Annotated in this window: 18 protein-coding genes; 17 read left to right on the top strand and 1 reads right to left on the bottom strand. The window is 65.2% G+C overall.

The window, feature by feature from the left end:
- Positions 1 to 109: 109 nt before the first annotated feature.
- The 5 genes from alaS to trmD all read left to right on the top strand — a co-directional run bounded on the left by alaS (position 110) and on the right by trmD (position 5,062).
- Positions 110 to 2,731, top strand: a complete 2,622-nt coding sequence (alaS, locus tag ACO1P8_RS01045) for an alanine--tRNA ligase (protein WP_486294113.1) — start codon at positions 110 to 112, stop codon at positions 2,729 to 2,731.
- A gap of 38 nt (positions 2,732 to 2,769) precedes the next feature.
- The gene (locus ACO1P8_RS01040) at positions 2,770 to 3,024 is read left to right on the top strand and encodes a sulfurtransferase TusA family protein (RefSeq protein WP_486294112.1); all 255 of its coding nucleotides are present in this window, start codon (positions 2,770 to 2,772) and stop codon (positions 3,022 to 3,024) included.
- Positions 3,025 to 3,298: 274 nt separating this feature from the next.
- Entirely contained in the window at positions 3,299 to 3,559 is a 261-nt protein-coding gene (rpsP, locus tag ACO1P8_RS01035) for a 30S ribosomal protein S16 (RefSeq protein WP_094841251.1), read from the top strand.
- Between the two features lie 70 nt (positions 3,560 to 3,629).
- Positions 3,630 to 4,295: a ribosome maturation factor RimM gene (gene rimM, locus ACO1P8_RS01030; RefSeq protein WP_486294072.1), complete on the top strand. Its 666-nt coding sequence runs from the start codon at positions 3,630 to 3,632 to the stop codon at positions 4,293 to 4,295.
- Positions 4,295 to 5,062: a tRNA (guanosine(37)-N1)-methyltransferase TrmD gene (gene trmD / locus ACO1P8_RS01025; protein ID WP_486294071.1), complete on the top strand. Its 768-nt coding sequence runs from the start codon at positions 4,295 to 4,297 to the stop codon at positions 5,060 to 5,062. Before rimM ends, trmD begins: the two co-directional genes overlap by 1 nt.
- A 149-nt stretch (positions 5,063 to 5,211) precedes the next feature.
- On the opposite strand, the gene ACO1P8_RS01020 is transcribed toward trmD, so the two are convergent.
- Positions 5,212 to 8,085, bottom strand: a complete 2,874-nt coding sequence (locus ACO1P8_RS01020) for a valine--tRNA ligase (protein WP_486294070.1) — start codon at positions 8,083 to 8,085, stop codon at positions 5,212 to 5,214.
- 144 nt (positions 8,086 to 8,229) lie between these two features.
- Here ACO1P8_RS01020 and ndk point away from each other — a divergent pair, with 144 nt between their 5' ends.
- From ndk to hflK, 12 genes are all read left to right on the top strand, one after another.
- Positions 8,230 to 8,655, top strand: a complete 426-nt coding sequence (ndk, locus tag ACO1P8_RS01015; RefSeq protein ID WP_094841255.1) for a nucleoside-diphosphate kinase — start codon at positions 8,230 to 8,232, stop codon at positions 8,653 to 8,655.
- A gap of 20 nt (positions 8,656 to 8,675) precedes the next feature.
- Complete coding sequence (gene rlmN, locus ACO1P8_RS01010; protein WP_486294069.1) at positions 8,676 to 9,842, top strand: dual-specificity RNA methyltransferase RlmN; 1,167 nt, start codon at positions 8,676 to 8,678, stop codon at positions 9,840 to 9,842.
- Positions 9,839 to 10,330: a helix-turn-helix domain-containing protein gene (locus ACO1P8_RS01005; protein ID WP_486294068.1), complete on the top strand. Its 492-nt coding sequence runs from the start codon at positions 9,839 to 9,841 to the stop codon at positions 10,328 to 10,330. The genes rlmN and ACO1P8_RS01005 overlap by 4 nt, the downstream gene beginning before the upstream one ends.
- A 69-nt stretch (positions 10,331 to 10,399) precedes the next feature.
- Positions 10,400 to 11,686 (top strand): flavodoxin-dependent (E)-4-hydroxy-3-methylbut-2-enyl-diphosphate synthase, encoded by a 1,287-nt coding sequence (gene ispG, locus ACO1P8_RS01000; protein ID WP_486294067.1) that lies wholly within the window; start codon positions 10,400 to 10,402, stop codon positions 11,684 to 11,686.
- Between the two features lie 55 nt (positions 11,687 to 11,741).
- Positions 11,742 to 13,010 carry a histidine--tRNA ligase gene (gene hisS / locus ACO1P8_RS00995; RefSeq protein ID WP_486294066.1) on the top strand — a complete coding sequence of 423 codons (1,269 nt, stop codon included), beginning with the start codon at positions 11,742 to 11,744 and terminating at the stop codon, positions 13,008 to 13,010.
- 51 nt (positions 13,011 to 13,061) lie between these two features.
- Positions 13,062 to 13,700, top strand: a complete 639-nt coding sequence (locus ACO1P8_RS00990; protein ID WP_486294065.1) for a YfgM family protein — start codon at positions 13,062 to 13,064, stop codon at positions 13,698 to 13,700.
- A 4-nt stretch (positions 13,701 to 13,704) separates the two neighbouring features.
- Positions 13,705 to 14,862, top strand: a complete 1,158-nt coding sequence (gene bamB / locus ACO1P8_RS00985; protein ID WP_486294064.1) for an outer membrane protein assembly factor BamB — start codon at positions 13,705 to 13,707, stop codon at positions 14,860 to 14,862.
- Between the two features lie 20 nt (positions 14,863 to 14,882).
- Positions 14,883 to 16,286, top strand: coding sequence for a ribosome biogenesis GTPase Der (gene der, locus ACO1P8_RS00980; protein WP_486294063.1), 1,404 nt, complete (start codon positions 14,883 to 14,885; stop codon positions 16,284 to 16,286).
- 16 nt (positions 16,287 to 16,302) lie between these two features.
- Positions 16,303 to 17,373 carry a histidinol-phosphate transaminase gene (gene hisC, locus ACO1P8_RS00975; RefSeq protein ID WP_486294062.1) on the top strand — a complete coding sequence of 357 codons (1,071 nt, stop codon included), beginning with the start codon at positions 16,303 to 16,305 and terminating at the stop codon, positions 17,371 to 17,373.
- 125 nt (positions 17,374 to 17,498) lie between these two features.
- Positions 17,499 to 17,735 (top strand): RNA chaperone Hfq, encoded by a 237-nt coding sequence (gene hfq / locus ACO1P8_RS00970; RefSeq protein ID WP_066347256.1) that lies wholly within the window; start codon positions 17,499 to 17,501, stop codon positions 17,733 to 17,735.
- A 246-nt stretch (positions 17,736 to 17,981) separates the two neighbouring features.
- Positions 17,982 to 19,088, top strand: a complete 1,107-nt coding sequence (hflX, locus tag ACO1P8_RS00965) for a GTPase HflX (RefSeq protein WP_486294061.1) — start codon at positions 17,982 to 17,984, stop codon at positions 19,086 to 19,088.
- Positions 19,054 to 20,349, top strand: coding sequence for an FtsH protease activity modulator HflK (gene hflK / locus ACO1P8_RS00960; RefSeq protein WP_486294060.1), 1,296 nt, complete (start codon positions 19,054 to 19,056; stop codon positions 20,347 to 20,349). Before hflX ends, hflK begins: the two co-directional genes overlap by 35 nt.
- Positions 20,350 to 20,365: the final 16 nt, after the last annotated feature.

Genomic DNA, 20,365 nt, shown 5'->3' with positions numbered 1-20,365 from the left:
GGCGAGCGGACGGCCTGGCCGACGGCGCTCGCCCGAGTCGTTACAGTCTTCAAACGGACGCAACCCTCTATAATCAAAGATTCGCCTTATGCCGACCGATTCATCCGCGATGAAATCCTCCGAGATCCGTCAGAAGTTCCTGCAGTTCTTCCAATCCAAGGGGCACACGATCGTCCCCTCGTCGTCGCTCGTCCCCGGCAACGACCCGACCCTGCTGTTTACCAATTCGGGCATGGTGCAGTTCAAGGACGTGTTCACCGGCAAGGAAACGCGCGGTTATACGCGGGCGACATCGTCGCAGCGCAGCGTGCGTGCGGGCGGCAAGCACAACGACCTGGAAAACGTCGGCTATACGGCGCGGCATCATACGTTCTTCGAGATGCTCGGCAACTTCAGCTTCGGTGACTATTTCAAGCGCGACGCGATTCACTACGCCTGGGAGCTCCTCACCGCCGTGTACAAGCTGCCGGCCGAGAAGCTCTGGGTCACGGTCTATCACGAGGACGACGAAGCCTACGATATCTGGGCCCGCGAAATCGGCGTTCCCGCCGAGCGCATCGTTCGTATCGGGGACAACAAAGGTGCCCGCTACGCCTCGGATAACTTCTGGCAGATGGCGGAAACCGGGCCTTGCGGCCCATGCTCGGAGATTTTCTACGATCACGGGCCGGACGTCTGGGGCGGCCCTCCGGGCTCGCCTGAAGAGGACGGTGACCGCTACATCGAAATCTGGAATCTGGTGTTCATGCAGTTCGAGCGCGACGCGGCGGGCAATATGTCCAAGCTGCCGAAGCCCTGCGTGGATACCGGCATGGGCCTGGAGCGCATTTCCGCCGTGCTGCAGGGCGTGCACTCGAACTACGAGATCGACCTGTTCCAGAAACTGATCGCTGCCGCCGGGCGTGAAACCGGTGTGCGCGATCTCGCGGACAATTCGCTGAAGGTCATTGCCGACCATATCCGCGCCTGTTCCTTCCTGATCGTCGATGGCGTCATTCCCAGTAATGAAGGGCGTGGCTACGTGCTGCGCCGTATCGTGCGCCGGGCCTTGCGGCACGGGTACAAGCTGGGCCAGACCAAGCCTTTTTTCCATCGCCTGGTGCCGGACCTGGTCGGCGAAATGGGCGACGCCTATCCGGAACTCGCCCGGACCGCGGAGCGCGTGGCGCAGGTGCTCAGGCAGGAAGAGGAACGTTTCGGTGAAACCCTCGAAAACGGCATGAAGATCCTGGAGGGCGCGCTCGCCGGCGTACCCAAAGGGGGACAACTGGACGGCACGACGTTGTTCACGCTGTACGACACCTATGGTTTTCCGGTCGACCTGACCGCCGATATCTGCCGCGAGCGCGGGGTGGAAGTCGACCTGCCCGGCTTCGATGCCGCCATGGCGCGGCAGCGCGAGCAGGCGCGCGCGGCGGGCAAGTTCAAAATGGCGGAAGGCTTGGCCTACGAAGGCGCGGCCACCCGTTTCGAGGGCTATGACAACATCGAGCTGGACGACGTGCGCGTCGTCGCGCTATACGCGGACGGCACGGCGGTGGATCGCATCGAGGCCGGCCAGGATGCCGTGGTCGTACTGGACGCCACGCCCTTCTATGCCGAATCCGGCGGCCAGGTGGGCGATACCGGCCTGCTGGAAGCGGCGGGCATGCGCTTCGCCGTGGCCGACACGCAGAAAATCCAGGCCGGCGTATCGGGCCACCATGGCAGGCTGGAATCCGGCCGCCTGGCCGTCGGCGACACCGTCCTGGCCCGCGTGGACGCGGTGCGGCGCGCGCGCACCGTGCGCAACCACTCGGCCACGCACCTGATGCACAAAGCCTTGCGCGAGGTACTGGGCGCCCACGTGCAGCAGCGCGGCTCGCTGGTCGATCCTGACAAGACCCGCTTCGACTTCGCCCACGATGCGCCCATGACGGCCGAGCAGATCGCCCGTGTCGAAGCCATCGTCAATGCGGAAGTCCTGGCCAACCAGCCCGCACAGTCGCGTGTGCTGCCCTATGACGAAGCGGTCAAGGGGGGCGCCATGGCGCTGTTCGGCGAAAAGTACGGCGACACGGTGCGGGTCCTGGACATCGGTTTTTCCCGCGAATTGTGCGGCGGCACGCACGTCTCGCGCACCGGCGACATCGGCATGTTCAAAATCATCGCGGAGACCGGCGTGGCTGCTGGCGTGCGCCGCGTGGAAGCCATCACCGGCGATAACACGCTGGCCTGGGTGCAGGGCCAGACGGCCTTGCTGAACCGGGCGGCCGCCGTCCTGCGCACGCCGGCGGCCGATCTTCCCGATCGCATCGCCCAGGTCCAGGAACAGATCAAAGCGCTGGAGAAAGATCTGGACCAGGCGCGCAGCCGCCTGGCGGCCAGCGCCGGCAACGACCTGGCCGCCCGCCAGACCGTCGAGATCAAGGGCATCAAGGTGCTCGCGGCGGGCATCGACGGTGCGGATCCCAAGGCGCTGCGTGGCATGGTCGACCAGCTCAAGGACAAGCTCAAGCCGGCCGTCGTGCTGCTGGCGGCCGCTGCCGACGGCAAGATCAGCGTGGTCGGTGGCGTCACCTCGGACCTGACCGATCGCATCAAGGCCGGCGAACTGGTGGGCTTCGTATCGACCCAGCTCGGCGGCAAGGGGGGCGGCCGTCCGGATATGGCCATGGGTGGCGGCAGCGATACGGCCGCCTTGCCGGCGGCCATCGCCAGCGTGCGGTCGTGGGTGGATGAACGGCTGTGACGCGCGATCGTTTTCCCGCACAGGAGCCGGACGCGGCCATTCCGGCCGCGGGACCTGCCGCCACGCCCGCCGCGGATCTGGAAATCGACGCCACGGGCCTGGCTTGCCCGCTTCCCATCCTGCGGGCGAAAAAGGCGCTGGCCCAGTTGGTCAGCGGCCAGGTCCTGAAGGTCACCACGACGGACCGCAACGCCCTCCGCGATTTCCAGGCCTTCTCCCGGCAAACGGGCAACGCCTTGCTGCTGCAGGAAGAAAACGCCGGGCAGGGCGTGCATTACCTGCGTCGCCGTTAAGGTCCGCGCCCAGAAGCCGCGGCATTGCCGGGAGCGCTCGGCGCTGGCGGACAGGGCGCCGCGGATGTAGAGTAGGCTGTCCCTGGCGCTTTCCCGTATGCGCCAGGACATTTGCCATCTCCGGCGTCCGGTCGCCACTCGGCCGGATAACGGGGACGTCGCAAAGCGCGGCCTTGCCGCGACAATATTGAGCCAAATCGGCCGGCCCATTTGCCGGGATACGCTCAGAGTGCTAGAATCTACTGTTTTTCACAACCAATTCAAGGGATTACCTATGCTGGTGATTCGTCTGGCCCGCGGCGGGTCGAAAAAACGTCCGTTCTACAACCTGGTGGCGACCGATTCGCGTAACCGCCGCGACGGCCGTTTCGTCGAGCGCGTAGGCTTCTACAACCCGGTCGCCAACGAAGGCACGGAAAAGCTGCGTATCGCCATGGACCGTGTCCAGTACTGGACTGGCAACGGCGCTCAGCTGTCGCCCGCCGTCGCGCGCCTGGTCAAGGATTACTCGGCCAAGGTTTCGGCTTCGGCCTGATACCTGCCCGTGCCTGTGAACAGGGCGGGGCATACTGCCTCCCGCCTGGTTCCATGACCCGCGCCGCGCAATGAGCAATACCGCATCACCTGCTGTTGCGCCCTCCGACCTGGTCGAACTCGGGCGCATTGTCGCGGCCTATGGGGTCAAAGGTTGGATCAAGGTCCAGCCTCACTCTGCCGACGCGGACGTTCTTCTTTCCATCGCGTCAGGTTCATCCGCCAAGTCTTCGCCCGCGTCGACCTGGTGGTTGATCCGTCCCGCGCCACCCGGCACGCCGGGAGCCTCGTCGGGCAAATCTTCTCCTGTGCATTCGTATGTCATCAGGTCCGCGCGCTCGCACGGTTCGCATGTCGTCGCCCAGCTAGAAGGCGTGGACGACCGCGATCAGGCCGAGGCGTTGAAAGGCATGGCGGTGTGCGCGCCGCGCAGCGCTTTTCCGGCGCCTGACGAAGACGAATACTACTGGGTCGATCTGATCGGCTGTACCGTCTATGGCGAAGACAACGGCGCGTCGGTCCTGATCGGCACTGTCGATGAAGTCGTCGACAACGGCGCGCATGCCATCCTCAAGGTGCGGCGCCAACGCCCTGGCGCGCAGGGCCAGCAGGCTGAGCCCCTGCTCGACACGAAGGGACGGCCTGTCGAAGTCCTGGTGCCTTTCGTCCACGCGCATATACGCGCAGTCGACTTGGCCGGTCGCCGTATCGATACCGATTGGCCCCTGGATTTCTGATGCGCTTCGACGTCATTACCCTGTTCCCGGACATGTTCGCCGTGGTGCGGGATCTGGGAGTGACCGGCCGCGCGCATGGACAGGGGCTGTGGAACCTGCAGGCCTGGAATCCGCGCGATTTCACGCACGATGCCCATCGCACCGTGGACGATCGTCCCTATGGGGGCGGACCGGGCATGGTGATGATGGCCGCGCCGCTCGCGGCTGCCGTGCAGGCGGCGCGCGCGCGCCGCGCCGCCGATGCGCTGGCGCCGGCGCCAGTCATCCTTCTCTCGCCCACCGGACGCCGGTTCGACCAGCCGCGTGCCCAATCGCTTGCCGCGTCGGCCGGCGCCGTGCTCATCTGCGGGCGCTATGAAGGCGTGGACCAGCGCTTCATCGATCGCCACGTCGACGAAGAACTTTCGCTGGGCGACTTCGTGCTGTCCGGCGGCGAGCTCGCAGCCATGGCCATCGTGGACGCCACCGTGCGCCTGTTGCCGGGCGTGCTGAACGACGACGAATCGGCCATACAGGATTCCTTCAATCCCGCCTTGTCGGGGCTGCTCGACAGCCCCCATTACACGCGGCCGGAGGTCTATGAGGGCGAGGCGGTGCCCGCGCCGTTGTTGTCCGGACATCATGCGAATATTGCGCGCTGGCGCCGGGAGCAGTCCCTGCGCCTGACGGCCGAGCGCCGTCCCGACCTGATCCAGCGCGCGCGCGAACAAGGCTGGCTGACCCCGCAAGACGAGCGTTTTCTGGCAACGCTGGGGCCGGGCGCCTAGCGGGCACTTGCCCCTGGCGGGGCGGCTGCGCTGCCGCCAACCCTTCCGCGCCCTCGCGCTCCCGCTTCGCACGCCCTGAAATCCGTGGTGCATCGGCTTCGCGCACTCGTGGCGGGCGCGAGCCCGGGCCAGGGCTCGCGCCTCCCGCGTCAGGCCGCCAGTTTGCCGCGCTGCTCGCGCACCTTGGCCAGCGTTTCCTCGAACTGTCCCAGGCGTGCCTTTTCCTGTTCCACCACGGCCGCGGGTGCCCGTTCCACGAAGCTGGCGTTGGACAGTTTGCCATTCGCCTTGGCGATCTCAACTTGCAGCCGGGCAATCTCCTTGTCCAGCCGCGCGCATTCCGCCGCGACGTCGATTTCGACGTGCAGCATCAGCCGCGCTTCGCCGACGACTTGCACCGGCGCGCCCACGTCGGGCAGGGTGGCGACCACATCGACCTGCGTCAGGCGGGCAAGCGCCGCCAGATACGGCGCATTGCGGGCCAGCAGATCCGCCGGACCATGCGCGATCAGCGGCACCTTTTGCGCCGGCGACAGATTCATTTCGCCGCGCAGTGCCCGTACGGCCTCGATCTGTGCTTTCAGTTCGGCGACGGCGGCTTCGGCCTGCTCGTCGCGCGCCGCGGGGTTCGGCCGCGGATAGGGTTGCACGCTGATGCTGGCAGCCGCGCCCGGTTGCCGCTTGCCCGCCACCACGGAGACCTTCTGCCAGAGTTCTTCCGTGATGAAGGGGATGATGGGATGCGCCAGGCGGAGCACCGCCTCCAGGACGCGGATCAGCGTGGCGCGGGTGGCGGCTTGCTGTGCGGGCGTGCCGGTCTGCAGCTGCACCTTGGCGAGCTCCACGTACCAATCGCAGTATTCGTCCCAGATGAAGCGGTACAGCGCGTTGGCAATATTGTCGAAGCGGTAATCGGCGAATCCGCGCGCGACCTCGGCCTCCAGTACCTGCAGCTGGCTGACGATCCAGCGGTCGACGAAGCTGGGTTCGCCGGCAGTAGCCGTCACCTCGTGGCCCTCGGTATTCATCAGCACGAAGCGCGTGGCGTTCCACAGCTTGTTGCAGAAGTTCCGATAGCCTTCGCAGCGCTTCAGGTCGAAGTTGATATTGCGGCCCAGCGTCGCGTAGGCCGCCATCGTGAAGCGCAGCGCATCGGCGCCGAACGCCGGAATGCCGTCCGGGAATTGCTTGCGGGTCGCTTTCTCGATGCTGCCCGCCTGCTTGGGATTCATCAGGCCGTAGGTGCGTTTGGCGACCAGCGTTTCCAGGTCCACGCCGTCGATCAGATCCACCGGATCCAGCGTATTGCCTTTGGACTTGCTCATCTTCTGGCCCTCCGCGTCGCGGATCAGGCCATGCACGTAAACGTGCTTGAAGGGGATCTCGCCGGTCAGGTGGGTCGTCATCATGACCATCCGGGCAACCCAGAAGAAGATGATGTCGAAGCCCGTCACCAGCACGCTGGAAGGCAGATAGCGGGCCAGGTCCGGGGTTTTTTCCGGCCAGCCCAAATCGGTGAACGGCACCAGCGCCGACGAGAACCAGGTATCCAGGACGTCCGGATCGCGTTCCAGCGGCCCTTCGATCCCCGCGGCACGAGCCTGTTCCAGGGCCTGCTCTTCATTGTGCGCGACGAAGATGGTGCCGTCCTTGGCGTACCAGGCGGGAATCTGATGGCCCCACCACAACTGGCGCGAAATGCACCAGTCCTGGATGTTGTTCAGCCACTGGTTGTAGATGGTGGTCCAGTTTTCGGGGAAGAAAGTCACTCGGCCTTCGGCCACGACTTCCAGCGCGACCTGCGTGATGCTCTTGCCGGGGTGCAGCGTGCCTTCGGGCGCCGGCTTGCTCATCGCCACGAACCATTGGTCCGTCAGCATGGGCTCCAGCACCACGCCCGTGCGGTCGCCCTTGGGCTGCATCATCTTGTGCGCTTCGACGCCTTTCAGGTAGCCGTTCGCTTCCAGCTCGGCCACCACCGCCTGGCGCGCCTCGTAACGCTCCAGGCCGCGGAATTGCTCCGGACCGTTTTCGTTGATGTGCGCGTCCGGCGTGAAAATCACGATCAAGGGCAGGTTGTGCCGCAGGGCGCAGGCGTAGTCGTTGAAATCGTGCGCGCCCGTGATCTTGACCACGCCCGTGCCGAATTCGGGATCGACGAAATCGTCGGCGATGATGGGAATATTGCGGTCGCACAGGGGCAGCTCGACCAGCTTGCCGACCAGGTGGCGGTAGCGCTCGTCGCCAGGGTGTACGCAGAGGGCGCCGTCGGCCAGCATGGTTTCCGGCCGTGTCGTCGCGATTGTCAGCCCGCGCAGGGTGACCGTGTTGCCCTCGCGGTCGACGATGGTCTGGGGGCCGTCGACGAAGGGGTACTCGATGCGCCACATATGGCCTTCGGTCTCCTCGGACTGCACCTCCAGGTCGGACACCGCCGTAAGCAGCTTGGGGTCCCAGTTGACCAGCCGCTTGCCGCGGTAGATCAGGCCTTCCCGGTACAGGCGGACGAAGGTTTCCACCACGCCGCGCGACATGCGCTCGTCCATCGTGAAGTACTCCCGGCTCCAGTCGGCCGAGGCGCCCAGGCGGCGGACCTGCCCGGTGATCGTGCTACCGGATTGCTGCTTCCATTCCCAGATTCTTTCAATGAACTTTTCACGGCCGAGGTCGTGGCGCGAAATGTGCTGCGCATCCAGCTGGCGCTGGACGACGATCTGGGTCGCGATACCGGCATGGTCCGTCCCCGGTATCAGCACGGTGTCCGCCCCCAGCATGCGATGGTAGCGGGTGAGCCCATCCATGATGGTCTGGTTGAACGCATGCCCCATGTGCAACGTTCCTGTCACGTTGGGTGGGGGAAACTGGATGGCGCAACTGCCCGCGGACGCATCGCCCTGGACGTGCCGGCCCCCCTCGAAGTACCCGCGCCGATCCCATTCGGCGTACCAGCGCGCCTCGATTTCGGCGGGTTCGAAGCTTTTGGATAGTTCCTGCGACTCGTTCTGGGGTGCGGCTTTGTTCATTGCACGGTTCCGGCTGACTGATGGCCCCGGGCCGTTTCGCACGGGGCAAACCGTCAATTTTAAGATGTAGACGCCAATCGCGGCATGCTAGAATGTCCGGTTACTGTAAACCACGTAGAAGTCCCTGTTTTTATTGGAGTTTTCATGTCGATCGAACGCACCCTCTCGATTATCAAGCCCGACGCCGTGGCAAAGAATGTTATCGGCCAGATCGTGGCCCGTTTCGAGCAGGCCGGCCTGAAGGTCATCGCCGCGCGCATGCAGCAACTGTCGCGTGCCGATGCGGAACGCTTCTACGCGGTCCATAAGGCGCGTCCCTTCTTCAAGGACCTGGTCGATTTCATGGTTTCCGGCCCCGTGTTCGTGCAAGTGCTGGAAGGCGAGGGCGCCATTGCCAAGAACCGCGACCTGATGGGCGCCACGGATCCCAAGAAAGCCGAACCCGGCACCATCCGCGCCGACTTCGCCGACAGCATCGATGCCAACGCCGTGCATGGCTCGGATGCCCCCGAAACCGCCGCCGTCGAAATCGCTTTCTTCTTCCCCGAAATCAACATCCACAGCCGCTGATCGCGGTTTGCGCCGACGTCATGAACGATTCTGAACGTGTCAATCTGCTGGGCCTGGATGGCGCCGAGCTGACTGCCCTGGTGCAGCGCTGGGGGGGCAAGCCCTTCCGCGCCCGCCAGTTGCAGCGCTGGGTGCATCAGCGCGGCGCGGACACGTTCGACGCCATGACGGACCTGGCGCGCGATTTTCGCGCGCAGTTGGCGCAGGAATGCACGATCCAGGCCCTGCCCGTCGTGACGGAGCAGAAGTCCACCGACGGCACGCGCAAGTGGCTGTTCGACGTCGGGCAGGGCAACGCCATCGAAACCGTCTTCATTCCCGAGGACGACCGCGGCACGCTGTGCATCTCCAGCCAGGCCGGCTGCACTGTGGCCTGCCGGTTTTGTTCTACCGGCCATCAAGGCTTCAACCGGAACCTGCATGCCAGCGAAATCATCGGCCAGCTGTGGTGGGCGCGCAAGACCCTGGAAAGCGATCTGGCCAGCGCCCGCCTGCCGTCCGGCAAGCCTGGCGCGGCGGCCCAGCCGGACAGCCGTGTGGTCAGCAACGTCGTGATGATGGGCATGGGCGAACCCCTGCTGAACTACGACCAGGTGCTGACTTCCCTGCGGCTCATGCTGGACGACAATGCCTATGGGTTGTCCCGCCGGCGCGTTACGGTGTCGACCTCCGGCGTGGTACCCATGATGGACCGCCTCGCGCGCGACTGCCCGGTGGCGCTCGCCGTCTCCCTGCATGCGCCGAACGACGCGCTGCGCGACGAGCTCGTGCCGCTGAACCGCAAGTATCCCTTGGCGGAACTGCTCGCGGCCTGCAATCGCTACCTCGAACACGCGCCGCGCGACTTCATCACTTTCGAATACGTCATGCTCGACGGCGTCAACGATGCCGACGAGCACGCCCGGGAATTGATCCGCATCGCCACGCAGGTGCGCTGCAAGATCAATCTCATCCCGTTCAACCCATTCCCGCAATCCGGCCTGAAGCGCTCGCCTTCCGCGCGCGTCCGGCTCTTTGCGCAACGCCTGATGGACGCAGGCGTCGTGACTACCGTGCGCAAGACGCGCGGCGACGACATCGACGCGGCGTGCGGCCAGCTGGCCGGCGAAGTGCGCGACCGGACCCGCATCACCGAGCGGATCGCCACCCAGCGGCAGGCCATTCCGATCAAGCAGGTGCATGCATGAGCGATTCCTCCACGTCCGTTACCACCCAACCCGGCCAGGATGCGGCCGGTGAGCATGCGGTGGGCGGCGCGCTGCGTGCGCTGCGTGTCAGCAAGGGCTGGTCGCTGGAAGAAGTGGCCGGCCGCATCAAGTTTGCGCCGCGCCAGATCGCCGCGCTCGAAGAAGAGCGCTGGGCCGATCTGCCCAAAGGCATTTCGCTGCGCGGCCTGATCCGCAGTTATGCGCGGCTGCTGGGGGCCGACCCCGAAACCATCATTGCCTCGCTCGAACCGCACATGCGCGGCGGCGGCCCGGCGCGGCTGGCGACCCAGGGTGGCCTGCAATCGCCGCGCGGAACGCTGCCCACCGAGGAAGAACGCAGTTCTTCGTCGTGGGGCTGGCTGATCGTCATCCTGCTGGTCATCGCGGCCGCCCTGGCCTATGGCGTCTGGCAGGGGTGGCTGCCCACCCATTGGCTGCCCGGTTGGCTGTCCCGTTCGGGACATTGACCTAGACCGGGCTGGCATCACCGTCCACCGACGCCTCCAGGTTCCAACACCGCGCTTCGATATTTCGCCATGCAAGAATCGTCATCGCCCTGCCAGGATCAAGCGCCCCCGTCCGTGGGGCCCGAGTCCCGCCATGCCACGCGCGCCGTGCGGGTTCGCTGGAGCGGCCGCGCCGTTACGATAGGCGGCGACGCGCCCGTGGTCGTGCAATCCATGACCAACACCGACACCGCGGACGCCATCGCCACTGCGATCCAGGTTCGCGACCTGGCGCAGGCGGGCTCCGAACTGGTGCGTATCACGGTCAATACGCCCGAAGCCGCGCGCGAGGTCCCCGCCATCCGGGAGCAGCTCGATCGCATGGGCGTGGACACGCCGCTGGTCGGCGATTTCCACTACAACGGCCACAAGCTGCTGACGCAGTTCCCGGAATGCGCGCAGGCCTTGTCCAAGTACCGCATCAACCCGGGCAATATGGGCGGGGGCAAAAAGCGCGACGACAACTTCGCGCAGATGATCGAGGTTGCCTGCCGCCACGACAAGCCCGTGCGCATCGGGGTCAATTGGGGCAGCCTGGACCACGAGCTCATGGCGCGCAAGATGGATGAAAACAGCCGCCGCGCGACGCCCTGGGAGGCCCAGGCCGTGATGCGCGACGCGCTGGTCGTTTCCGCCATCAGCAATGCGCGCCGCGCCGAGGAACTCGGCCTGGCCGGCGACAAGATCATCCTGTCCTGCAAAGTCAGCCATGTGCAGGACCTGATCGCGGTGTATCGAGATCTCGCCGCCCGCTGCGACTACCCTTTGCACCTGGGCCTGACCGAAGCCGGCATGGGGAGCAAAGGCATCGTCGCGTCCACCGCGGCACTGGCGGTTCTGCTGCAGGAAGGCATCGGCGACACCATCCGCATTTCGCTCACGCCCGAGCCGGGGGGGGATCGCACGCGGGAAGTCGTCGTCGCGCAGGAAATCCTGCAAAGCATGGGATTGCGGGCGTTCACCCCCATGGTGGTGGCCTGCCCCGGATGCGGCCGCACCAGCAGCACTGTATTCCAGGAGCTGGCCGACAGCATCCAATCGTATCTGCGGCGCCAGATGCCGCTATGGCGCACCCGCTATCCCGGCGTCGAAAGCATGAACGTCGCCGTCATGGGGTGCGTGGTGAACGGTCCGGGCGAAAGCCGCCATGCGGATATCGGCATCAGCCTGCCCGGGACCGGCGAAGTCCCGGCTGCTCCCGTGTTCATCGATGGCGAACGCACGGTGACGCTCAAGGGCGACCATATCGCCGAAGAATTCCAGACCATCGTCGAAAACTACGTCGCGCGCCGCTACGGCGCGCAGGCCTCACAATAAAAGTAAGGGTACGGCGCTACCGCCGCGGCTGAAGCCACGGCGCGCGCATCACGACATGACGCAAGCTTTCCAGAAAGTCGCCGCGATCCGCGGCATGAACGACGTCCTGCCTGGCGCGGGCGCCCGGTGGGAACAGTTCGAGGAAATCGTCCGGCGCTGGCTGCGCGCCTATGGCTATCGCAATGTCCGCACGCCCGTGCTGGAACACACGCGGCTGTTCGCGCGGGGTATCGGCGAAGTCACCGACATCGTCGAGAAAGAGATGTACACCTTCACCGACGCGCTGAACGGCGATTCGCTGACCATGCGGCCGGAAATGACCGCCGGTATCGTGCGCGCGTCCATCGAACACAATCTCCTGTACGACCGTCCACACCGGGTGTATTCGCTTGGTCCGGTCTTCCGCCACGAACGTCCGCAGCGCGGCCGCTATCGCCAGTTTCACCAGATCGATGTCGAGGCACTGGGATTCGCCGGTCCCGACGTCGATGCCGAGCTGATTGTCATGCTGGCGCGCCTGTGGAAGCTGCTGGGCCTGACCGATGTGCGCCTGGAGCTGAATTCTCTGGGCCAACCCGCCGAACGGGCCGCACACCGCGCGGCGCTGATCGAACACCTGGAAAAGCACCGCGACGTCCTGGACGAGGACGGCCAGCGCCGCATGTACAGCAATCCGCTGCGCGTGCTCGATACCAAGAATCCCGCCATGCAGGCCATGGCCGATAGCGCACCCCGCCTGTTCGATTTCCTGGGCGACGAATCGCGCGCGCACTTCGACGGCGTGCGGCAGCGCCTGGACGATGCCGGCATCTCTTACCGGCTCAATCCCCGGCTGGTGCGCGGACTGGATTACTACAACCTGACGGTTTTCGAATGGGTCACGGACCGCCTCGGCTCGCAGGGCACCGTGTGCGGCGGCGGGCGCTATGACGGCCTCATAGAACTGCTGGGCGGCAAGCCCGCGCCGGCGGTCGGTTTCGCCATCGGCATGGAGCGCCTGCTCGACCTGTGGGAACAGACCATCCCGGCGGAACCCGTGCCGGAATGCGACGTCTATCTCGTTCACCAGGGCGAGCAAGCGCAGCGCCTGGCGGCCGAAGTGGGCGAGCAACTGCGCGATGCCGGACTTTCCGTTATCGTCCACGCCGGCGCGGCCAGCTTCAAGTCGCAATTCAAGCGTGCCGACGCCAGTGGTGCCCGCGTTGCGGTTATCCTTGGCGCCGACGAAGTGGCGGCCGGTACGGCCGGCATCAAGCCCTTGCGCGGCGAAGAGGGGCAGCGCCAGGTACCGCTCGCGGAACTCGCGCAGGCCTTGCTGGGATAAGCGGCGGCCCGCCTCGATTATGAAAACGGTGAATCGGCAGGACATGTAAGCATGGCATACGATCTCGAAGAACAGGAAAAACTCGACGCCTTGAAAGCCTGGTGGGCGCGCTACGGCCTGCTGGTCTCCATCGTCGTGGCGGTGGCGGCCATTTCCTATGGCGGCTGGATGGGTTGGCAGGCGTATCAGGCGCATGCCAGCCGCCAGGCCATGGGCTATTTCGAGGCGCTCGAGGACGCGGCGCGGCTGGGCGGTGCCGACGCCACCGCGCGCATCAAGGCCGCGGCCGGCACCTTGCGTGACGACTATCCGAATACCGGCTATGCCGGCCGCGGGGTTCTCGTGGCCGCCCAGGCCCTGCAGGCACAGGACGACCTGCAAGGCGCCCGCGAGCAGCTCGAATGGCTGGCGGCCCAGCGCAAGCAGGCGGCCCTGCAGCCCGTCGCGAAGCTGCGGCTGGCGGGATTGCTGCTCGACCAGAAGCAATACGATGCGGCGCTGGCCCAGTTGCAGGACCCTCCGCCGGCATTCGCCGCGCTGTACGCGGACCGCCGCGGCGATATCCTCGCCGCCCAGGGCAAGGTCCAGGAAGCGCGCGCCGCCTGGCAAAGCGCCATCGACGGCCTCGGTCCGGGCCATCCCCTGACCCCCGTCGTGCGATTGAAACTCGATGCCCTGAGCGGAGCCTGATTCGATGTTTACGTTTGCCTTCCGTCGTCCCGCCGTTCTCGCCGCCTGCGTTGCGGCCGTGCTCAGCCTGGGCGCGTGCTCGCTGTTCTCCAAGGACGACACCCGCTACGATCCGACGCCTCTCACCGATTACAAGCCCGGCATGTCCGTGCGCCAGGCCTGGTCGGTGTCCGTGGGCAGCGGGGGCGGCTACGGTTTCTATCCGACTGTGGTCGGCGAAGCCGTCTACGCCGCGGCGCCCAACGGCACGGTCGGCAAATACGACCTGCTCAGCGGGCGTGCCCTCTGGCGTGCCGATGCCAAGACCGATCTGACCGCCGGCGCGGGCAGCGACGGCACGACGACCGTCGTGACGTCCGCTGCGGGCGATGTCATCGCCTTCGACGATACCGGCAAGCAGAAATGGAAAGTGCGCGCCACCAGCGAAGTGGACGAGCCGCCCCTGGTCAACGGCGGGCTGGTCGTGGTGCGCAGCGGCGACTATCGCATCAGCGCCTATGACGCCCGCAACGGCGAGCGGATGTGGAGCGTGCAACGGCCCGGCCCCGCTCTGGCGCTGCGCACGAGCACCCAGATGATCATGGCGCAAGGCCTGGTGATCGCCGGCCTGGCGGGTGGCAAGATGATGGCCATCAGCGCCGATAGCGGCAACGTCCAGTGGGAAGGCACCGTGGCCACGCCCAAGGGCGGCAGCGATCTCGAGCGCCTGAACGACGTGGTGGGCGCGCCCCGCCTGATCGGCCCCCTGATGTGCGCGGTCGCCTACCAGGGCCGCATTGCCTGCTTCGACGTATCGCAGGGCGGACGCACCGTCTGGGCCAAGGAGTTTTCCGGCGCCGTCGGCCTGGGTGCGGACGAAAGCGCTGTCTATGCGCCCGACTCGCACAGCATCGTCCACGCTTACAGCCTGCAGGACGGTACCGAGCTCTGGAAGCAGAGCGGCCTGCGCAATCGGCACCTGACCGCGCCCGTGCCCATCGGACCGGCGATCGCCGTTGGCGATTATGATGGCTACGTGCATTTCCTCTCGCGCTCGGACGGCCATTTGCTCGCCCGGCTGTCCGTGGGCGGCGGCGCCGTACTTTCGCCCTTGCAGACTACATCCCAAGGTGTGCTGGTCCAGACCGGAAACGGTAACCTGGTCATGATCGGCGCCAACTGAACCCAAACAGCTTTCCATCCGTGTCCTTCAAGCCTGTCGTCGCTCTGGTCGGCCGTCCCAATGTCGGGAAGTCCACCCTTTTCAATCGCCTGACGCGTTCGCGCGCCGCCCTGGTCGCCGACTATTCGGGACTGACGCGCGATCGCCACTACGGCGAGGGCAGGGTGGGGGACTATCCCTTCATCGTCATCGACACGGGCGGGTTCGAGCCGGTCGCCAAGGATGGCATCCTGCGCGAGATGGCACGCCAGACCCGTCAGGCGATCGCCGAAGCCGACGTGGTCATTTTCCTTGTCGACGGGCGCGCGGGCGTCAACGGGCACGATCACGAGATCGCCGAGCTGCTGCGCCGCTCCGGGCAGCGGCGCATCCTGCTCGCGGTCAACAAGGCCGAAGGCATGGGCATGGCGGCCACGACCGACTTCCACGAACTGGGCCTGGGCCAGCCGTGGCCGATTTCCGCGGCGCACGGCGATGGCATCGTGGACCTCATCGAGCACGCCCTCGAAGGCCTCGTAGAGCCCGAACCGGAACCGTCCGAGGACGAGCAGGCGGATATCGCGGATGGCGAAGACACGCCGCTGCCGGAGGGCCAGTTCAGCGCGCCCGCGGCCGATTACCGTATCAAACTGGCCATTGTCGGCCGCCCCAACGTCGGCAAGTCCACGCTTATCAATACGCTGCTCGGCGAGGAACGCGTCATTGCCTTCGATATGCCGGGGACGACGCGCGATGCCATCGAAATCGACTTCGACCGCGATGGCAAGCGCTACACGCTGATCGACACGGCGGGACTGCGCAAGCGCGGCAAGGTATTCGAGGCTGTCGAGAAATTTTCGGTAATCAAGACCCTGCAGGCCATCGAGGCCAGCAACGTGGTGCTGCTGATGCTGGATGCGCAGACCGAGATTTCCGAGCAGGACGCCCATATCGCGGGCTTCGTGCTGGAAACCGGGCGCGCGGTGGTGGTGGCCATCAATAAATGGGACGGGCTGGATGCCGACCAGCGCGAGCGCATTCAACGCGAGTTCGAGCGCAAGCTGCGTTTCTTGTCCTTTGCGCGGATGCACACTATCTCGGCCCTGAAGGGTGCGGGTGTGAAGGCGCTGCTGAAGTCCGTCAACGCCGCCCATGCGGCGGCGTTCGCCAAGCTGTCCACCCCCAAGCTCACGCGTGAACTGCAGGCCGCCGTAGAGCAACAGCCGCCGCCTCGCAAGGGTATTTTCCGACCCAAGATGCGCTACGCCCACCAGGGCGGCCAGAACCCGCCTTTGGTCGTCATCCACGGCAATGCGCTGGACGCCATTCCGGATGCCTACCGGCGTTACCTGGAAACGCGCTTCCGAAATGCCTTCGATTTGGCCGGCACGCCGCTGCGCATCGAATTCAAGTCTTCGCGCAATCCCTACGTGCAGGATAAATAGCAGCCAAGGATCCGTCATGAGCCCTTACTGGAGCCCCGTCGTCGCCGGGCTCAGCCCCTATGTTCCGGGCGAACAGCCCAAGCTCGCGAACCTCGTCAAGCTCAATACCAACGAGAATCCCTTCGGTCCGTCGCCCAAGGTGCTGGACGCCCTGCGCGCGGCCTGCGACGAGCGGCTGCGGCTTTATCCCGATCCCGGCTCGGAGCGCCTGCGCAAGGCGATCGCCACCCATTACGGCGTCTCGTTGCCCCAGGTCTTTGTCGGCAACGGTTCGGACGAAGTGCTGGCCATCGCGTTCCAGGCCCTGTTGAACCACGACGCGCCTCTGCGCTTTCCGGACATCACCTACAGCTTCTATCCGGTGTATTGCGGTTTGTATGGCGTTCGCCATCAGGTCATTCCGCTTGCCGAGGACTTCAGCATCGATGTGCGGGACTACCTGCCCGCCGCGGGGCAGCCGGTGGGGCCGATCCTTTTTCCCAATCCGAATGCGCCGACCGGGCGTGCCCTGCCGCTTGCCGACATCGAACGCATCGTGGCCGGCAATCCCGATGCGGTTGTCGTGATCGACGAGGCCTACGTGGACTTTGGCGCGGAATCCGCGGTGCCGCTGACCAATCGCTACGACAATGTGCTGGTCGTGCAAACCCTGTCCAAGTCCCGTTCTCTGGCCGGCTTGCGCGTGGGCTTCGCCATCGGCAGCCCGGCCCTGATCGAAGGGTTGGAGCGCGTCAAGAACAGCTTCAACTCCTACCCCATCGACCGGCTGGCGGAGGTCGGCGCCACCGCCGCGATCGAAGACACCGAGTACTTCGAGTTCACCCGTTCGGCTGTCATCCATACGCGGGAGGACCTGGCGGCGTCGCTGCGCGAGCTGGGCTTCGATGTCATCCCTTCTGCCGCCAATTTCGTGCTCGCCAGCCACCCCGCCCGGGACGCTGCGGCGTTGGCTGCTGCACTGCGGGAAAAGGGCATCATCGTGCGTCACTTCAGCCATCCGCGCATCGTCCGGTACTTGCGGATTTCGGTTGGAACGACCCAGGAATGCGACGCGTTGGTGCACGCTTTGCGCACGATTCTGGTGTGAACTTTTAGTGTTATGTTGCGTCACATCATTCAGTGGCATCGCCCGGGAAAACCCTGTAGAGTAGCTAATTCGGCGTCTGCCACTATCAAAACAACACCCCAAAACAACACAATGGAGCCTGGCCAATGAGCAATAAAGGGCAAACTCTGCAAGATCCGTTCTTGAACACGCTGCGTAAGGATCACGTACCCGTGTCCATTTATCTCGTCAACGGCATCAAGCTTCAGGGGCAGATCGAATCCTTCGATCAATACGTCGTGCTGCTACGCAATACCGTGACCCAGATGGTCTACAAGCATGCGATCTCGACTGTCGTTCCGGCCCGCGCGGTCAATTTCCAGGTGGAAATCCCTTCTGAATAAACGTTCGACCGACCGTCGCGCCGGCTCCACCAGCTGCTGCGCGCACGGTCTTTTACGCGGCCCTGCGCCGCTCTATGGCCGCCTTGCTTTTCGTGCCCGCCGCACTCATCGTGTCGGCGGGCATTTTCACTGTGCGCGTGTGGTTCATGCCGCCGGTTCACGCATCGCGTGCGCGATGACACCCGTGCTTTCTCATATTCCCTTTTTTCGTGCCGTTCGTATCGCCCGCGCCGGCCAGGAGGCTGCATGCGTGCGTTGATCATCAGTGTCGACCTCGGCAATCCCGATTTCGAGGCCCATGCCCAGGAGTTCGCCATGCTGGCGCGCGGTGCGGGCGCGGAGATCGTCGATACCGTGCTGGCGCGCCGGGACCGGCCGGACGCCAAGTACTTCATCGGTTCAGGCAAGGTCCAGGAAGCCGTCCTGGTGGCTCGTGCCCACGATGCCGACGTTGTTCTGTTCGACCAGCCCCTGTCGCCGGCCCAACAGCGCAACCTGGAACGCGAATTCAACCTGCGCGTGGTCGATCGCGTCGCCCTGATCCTGGACATTTTCGCGCTGCGGGCCAAGAGCCATGAAGGCAAGCTGCAGGTGGAGCTGGCGCAGTTGCAGCACCTGACCACGCGCTTGACCCGCCTGTGGACTCACCTCGAGCGCCAACGTGGTGGCATCGGCATGCGAGGCCCGGGTGAATCCCAGCTGGAAATGGATCGCCGCATGATCGGCGCCCGGGTCAAGGTGCTGCGCGAACGGCTGGACAAGGTCGAGCGCCAGCGCGTCACCCAGCGCCGTTCGCGGGCGCGGGGCGGGGCGTTGTCGGTTTCCCTGGTCGGCTACACGAACGCGGGAAAATCCAGCCTATTCAACGCCATGACCCGCGCCGGCGCCTATGCGGCGGACCAGCTCTTCGCCACTCTGGACACGACCACGCGCCGCATCTGGATCGAAGGCGCCGGCTCCATCGTCCTGTCCGATACGGTCGGTTTTATCCGTGACCTGCCGCCCACGCTGATCGCCGCCTTCCGGGCGACGCTCGAAGAAACCGTGCACGCGGATCTCCTGCTGCACATCGTGGATGCCGCCAGCCCCCAGCGGGACGAACAGATCCACGAAGTCCAGAAGGTCCTTACCGAAATCGGCGCGGGCGACATCCCGGTCATCATGGTCCATAACAAGATCGATCTGCTGGGGCTGGCTCCCAGGGTCGAAGAGAATGCCCATGGTACGATTGCGCGGGTGTTTGTCAGCGCCGCCGAGCGCGCCGGTCTGGATGCGTTGCGCGCGGCAATTGCACAGGCTGGTCAGATTGCGGGAAATAATGCGTCCAATATCCAAACTGTTCAATCTGAATGACCCAGGCTGGGGCCGAGGTGGCCAGAATGGCTCCGAACCGCCCCGTCGTCCGCAAGGCAGTGGGGATGGTCCCCCCGACCTGGATGAAGTCTGGCGCGATTTCAATAACCGTATTGCCGCCTTGTTCGGCCGCAAAGGCAACCAGGGCGGCCGTACCGGCGGGCCTGGCGGTGGCGGCGGCAACGGGCCGCGGAACGCGCGTATCGGCGCCGGCCTGATCGTCGTCGTCCTGGTGGCGTTGTGGCTGGCCAGCGGTTTCTATATCGTCCAGGAAGGCCAGGTGGCGGTCGTCACCCAGTTCGGCAAGTACTACAAGACCGCCCAGGCCGGTTTCCAATGGCGTATGCCGTATCCGATCCAGAACCAGGAAATCGTCAATATTTCCCAGCTGCGAACCTTCGAGGTCGGTTTCCGCGGCAGTTCGCGCAATAAGGTGCTGCCCGAAGCGCTGATGCTGACCACGGACGAAAACATCGTCGATATGCAGTTCGTGGTGCAATACCGCCTGCGTGCCGATGGCGCGCCCGATTACCTTTTCCGCACTCGCGATCCGGACGAGTCCGTCCGCCAGGCCGCGGAAACGGCCATGCGCGAGATCGTGGGCAAGCAGCCCATGGATTATGTCCTTTACGAAGGCCGAACCAACGTCGCGACGCAGGTGCAGGCGCTCATGCAGCAGATCCTGGACCGCTACGACACCGGTATCCAGGTCAGCACCGTGGCGATCCAGAACGTGCAACCGCCCGAACAGGTGCAGGCCGCGTTCGACGACGCCGTCAAGGCGGGGCAAGACCGCGAACGCCAGATCAACGAAGGCGAGGCCTATGCGAACCAGGTCGTGCCGCTGGCCTCCGGGCAGGCATCGCGCATGATCCAGGAAGCCGAAGGCTACAAGGCCAAGGTCATCGGCGATGCGACGGGTAACACCTCGCGCTTCAATAGCATCGTCAGCGAATACCGCAAATCGCCCGCCGTCATGCGCGAGCGTATGTACCTGGAAACCATGGAGGAAATCTTCTCCCGCGCCAGCAAGGTCATGATCGATACCCGGGGCGGCAATAATGTCGTCTACCTGCCCATCGACAAGATCATCCAGCAGGCCGCGCAGGAGGCCGGCAAGCACTCGCCCGCGTCCGGCTCCCTGAGCCTGCCCGGCGCCAGCCAGCCGACTATCCCGCCAACTCCACGTCCAGCCCCTGGGCAAACATCCGGCAACCCCGGCAGCGGCAACACGCTGTCCCGCGATCGCCTGTCGCGCTAACCGGAGGAGCCCTGAA

The organism is Bordetella sp. (assembly GCF_057362025.1).
Note: the sequence above shows the minus strand (reverse complement) of the source record. Positions and strands in the feature narration are given on the sequence as shown.

Bases quoted from the DNA above. Each gene is read 5' to 3' on its own strand.
- alaS (WP_486294113.1), top strand. From the start codon at position 110: ATGAAATCCTCCGAGATCCGTCAGAAGTTCCTGCAGTTCTTCCAATCC.
- rpsP (WP_094841251.1), top strand. From the start codon at position 3,299: ATGCTGGTGATTCGTCTGGCCCGCGGCGGGTCGAAAAAACGTCCGTTC.
- rimM (WP_486294072.1), top strand. From the start codon at position 3,630: ATGAGCAATACCGCATCACCTGCTGTTGCGCCCTCCGACCTGGTCGAA.
- trmD (WP_486294071.1), top strand. From the start codon at position 4,295: ATGCGCTTCGACGTCATTACCCTGTTCCCGGACATGTTCGCCGTGGTG.
- ACO1P8_RS01020 (WP_486294070.1), bottom strand. From the start codon at position 8,085: ATGAACAAAGCCGCACCCCAGAACGAGTCGCAGGAACTATCCAAAAGC.
- ndk (WP_094841255.1), top strand. From the start codon at position 8,230: ATGTCGATCGAACGCACCCTCTCGATTATCAAGCCCGACGCCGTGGCA.
- rlmN (WP_486294069.1), top strand. From the start codon at position 8,676: ATGAACGATTCTGAACGTGTCAATCTGCTGGGCCTGGATGGCGCCGAG.
- ACO1P8_RS01005 (WP_486294068.1), top strand. From the start codon at position 9,839: ATGAGCGATTCCTCCACGTCCGTTACCACCCAACCCGGCCAGGATGCG.
- ispG (WP_486294067.1), top strand. From the start codon at position 10,400: ATGCAAGAATCGTCATCGCCCTGCCAGGATCAAGCGCCCCCGTCCGTG.
- hisS (WP_486294066.1), top strand. From the start codon at position 11,742: ATGACGCAAGCTTTCCAGAAAGTCGCCGCGATCCGCGGCATGAACGAC.
- ACO1P8_RS00990 (WP_486294065.1), top strand. From the start codon at position 13,062: ATGGCATACGATCTCGAAGAACAGGAAAAACTCGACGCCTTGAAAGCC.
- bamB (WP_486294064.1), top strand. From the start codon at position 13,705: ATGTTTACGTTTGCCTTCCGTCGTCCCGCCGTTCTCGCCGCCTGCGTT.
- hisC (WP_486294062.1), top strand. From the start codon at position 16,303: ATGAGCCCTTACTGGAGCCCCGTCGTCGCCGGGCTCAGCCCCTATGTT.
- hfq (WP_066347256.1), top strand. From the start codon at position 17,499: ATGAGCAATAAAGGGCAAACTCTGCAAGATCCGTTCTTGAACACGCTG.
- hflX (WP_486294061.1), top strand. From the start codon at position 17,982: ATGCGTGCGTTGATCATCAGTGTCGACCTCGGCAATCCCGATTTCGAG.
- hflK (WP_486294060.1), top strand. From the start codon at position 19,054: ATGCGTCCAATATCCAAACTGTTCAATCTGAATGACCCAGGCTGGGGC.